This is a genomic window from Sphingomonas sp. (genome assembly GCF_025362505.1).
GTDB lineage: Bacteria > Pseudomonadota > Alphaproteobacteria > Sphingomonadales > Sphingomonadaceae > Sphingomicrobium.
The window spans coordinates 1-2,536 of sequence record NZ_JANYGG010000037.1 but is presented as its reverse complement, the minus strand read 5'-3'; the positions used below and the strand labels follow the sequence as shown (position 1 = coordinate 2,536).

General features: G+C 63.8%; 3 protein-coding genes and 1 pseudogene. All 4 read right to left on the bottom strand.

Translation table 11 applies throughout. From position 1 onward, the window contains the following. On the bottom strand, window positions 1–159 hold a 159-nt coding region (locus Q0R27_RS03025), incomplete at its 3' end, for a TadE/TadG family type IV pilus assembly protein (protein WP_293940769.1). Continuing rightward, complete coding sequence (locus Q0R27_RS03020) at window positions 159–650, bottom strand: TadE/TadG family type IV pilus assembly protein (protein WP_293940767.1); 492 nt, start codon at window positions 648–650, stop codon at window positions 159–161. The genes Q0R27_RS03020 and Q0R27_RS03025, both read right to left, overlap by 1 nt. Before the next feature lie 17 nt (window positions 651–667). Next, window positions 668–2,311: a pilus assembly protein TadG-related protein gene (locus Q0R27_RS03015; RefSeq protein ID WP_293940766.1), complete on the bottom strand. Its 1,644-nt coding sequence runs from the start codon at window positions 2,309–2,311 to the stop codon at window positions 668–670. Between the two features lie 12 nt (window positions 2,312–2,323). Next, window positions 2,324–2,536 (bottom strand): annotated as a pseudogene (locus Q0R27_RS03010) (hypothetical protein); the annotation flags it as partial.

Below are 2,536 nucleotides of genomic sequence, written 5' to 3'. Positions count from 1 at the left end.
GAAACGCGCGCCCATCTGGGTCGCTTTCTCGGCGCGGTTATATTCCCACATGTATCGGCCGGTATCGATCATGCCGAGCAGCAGCAGGATGAGCAGCGGCAGCACGAGCGAAAATTCGGCCGCGCCGGAGCCAGTTCGATCGAAGAGGAGGCGGCGCATCACAGCCCCATCACCGCGGCCTGCTGCCGCGCGTTAAGGTTGAATCCGACCCCTCGAAAACCGAAGCTGGCAAGCACCGGCGTATAAAGCACCGTGGCTGACACGGTCACAACCGGCGCGCCAACCGATGCACCCGTCGAATTTCGATAGATGCCGAGCATGTCCTGGCCACCCGTCGCTGTGAAGCAATTGAGCGACAGGGTGATCGATGATGCGTTCCAGTTCGCGATTCGGTTGCTTCCACCCGACAGCACGCCCGTCATCACCACGTTCTTGGTATTGGTCACGACCGTGCTGTCGATCGTCGACGGGCAGGTGTAGCTGCCAAAGGCTTGCCGTCCCGCGAAGCGCGCGCCGTCGCGTACTGCCTTGACCAGCTTATGCTCGTTCATGAAATAATTGCCGAGCTCGAAGCTGCCCATCATGATGATCAGCAGCAGCGGCGTGACAAGCGCCATCTCGACCGCCGCAGCACCGCGCGTTGAACGCAAAAGGCGAGCGCCGACCGTCATTTTATGAGGTAAGGCGTGTCGCGGCGAATGACCTGCCCGGCGGTGGCACCTGCGCCACTGGTCGTCTCGCGGATCACCTCGGCATAGACATCGCCAGCACTGGTCCGTGCTCGGCCCAAAGACGGTTCGACGAGGAACATTTCCAGCCATTTTTGCACCGGCACGTTGGTCGAGTTGCCATTGACCCCATTGGCCGTGCAATTGACCACCGCAAGCGAAATCCGGCGTCGGTCGGGCGTCGTGGCAGAGGGGATTTGGCCGCTACCAAAGCCCTGCCCGGCGCTGCATTGGGGCAGGCCATAGCTGGTGAGCGCGCTGGCGCCGCTGCCGCTGGCAACGCGCGGCGCCATGACGGTTACCCCGTCGATGGCTACCCCGCGATTGGCGGTTTCCCATACATAGACCTGATATCGGGTCGCCGTCGCGCTGAGCCCGGTGTTGGTCCGCCAAGTCCCCGCGCCGGTGCCGCCGGTCCAATATGTAGCGGCGCCCGACCGCACATAATTCGAACGGAAATAGGCGTCGCGATCCCATACCCCGTCGCCAATCGGCGAGGCACAGGCGCCCGCCGTTCCCGACGCGACGGCGTGGCACATATCGCGCGGGTGGCCCATCGCCTTCGGCGTGACACTCGTGGCGAGCGGAACCGTTGCCGACGTGGGCAAATATTGGCTGGCCGCAGCCACTTCCTGCCAACCGGAATTTTGGAGCTTGCAAGCGTTACCGCCATTGGCATTGCCGGGCCGAACGAGGTCCTTGACGCTGTTGATCGATGCCGAGCAGATGCCGGTGCCGGTACAGCTGACATTGCTGTCGTAAATGTCGAACCGGGTGTTCAGTGCATCAGTGACGGAAACGCTTGCGCCCGGCTTTGTCGAAACGCCCGTAGCAGCAATGCAATCGCCCGGCGGCGTATTCCAGCCAAGTGCTTCGCGTAGCCCCGGGGCTCCGCCAGAGCCGCCACTGCTGTCGAGATAGCCGAAATTCCCCGGTGCCCAGGTGCCGTTGCCGTTGCCGACCGAAACAAGTTTAATCCCCTTGCCAATGTAGTTCGCCACAGTGAACGTCGGGTCGCCGGCCTCGTTGGGATTACAGATCATCACCGGCGGCGTCTTGCAGATTGCCGAGCCGAGCCCCGCGACTGCTTCCGCACCGATGGTGCCGGAAGAAATCGCGCCGACGATCGGGGTCAGGGCGTATTTCGCCTGTCGCCCGACGACTGCGACCTTGATGTATTTCGCAGTCGAATCGACCGCTGCGCTGGCCAGAATTGGGCTGCTGTCAGCCTCGGCATTAGCCTTGCTGGTATAGAAATAGATCCGGAAAACGGAGCCGGTCGTGGTCCCGGTCTGGATCGTTATGCCGCCGCTGTCGTTGCCGAGCAGCGTCTGGTTGACCAGCAGCCCTTGCGCCGCAGCAACCGCGCGCGAGACCGCGTTGCTTTGCCCATCAAGTTGGCTCGCACCGGCGAGCGCCGCCTGATCGGCGGCCTGTTGCAACTCGCTGTCCATTGTCGCCAGCCGCGCATAATCGAACGCGATCCCGCCGCTCGCGAGGAGCCCGATAAGCGACAGGGCGACCGTCGGTGCGACGGCGCCGCGTCTATCTTTGGCCAATCTCCGCATCAGGCGCATCATCATGTCGAACCCTCACTACGATCCGCCGCCCGAGCTGCTGCTGCTTCCGCCGCCGCCGCCCGAGCTGCTTCCGCCGCCGCCCGAGCCGCTGCCGGTACGTTCGCGCTCGATGGCCTTGACCGTGCCCTTGCGATAGCGCTCGGTTGCCTTGACGCCATGATCGCCACTGCCGCCGGGCAGCGCGCCGTTCGCCGGATAGACCGGGTCGGGGTTCACGGTCTGGGCGAG

Excerpts from the sequence above, each read along its gene's own strand:
- Q0R27_RS03015 (WP_293940766.1), bottom strand. The coding sequence starts at position 2,311 with ATGATGATGCGCCTGATGCGGAGATTGGCCAAAGATAGACGCGGCGCC.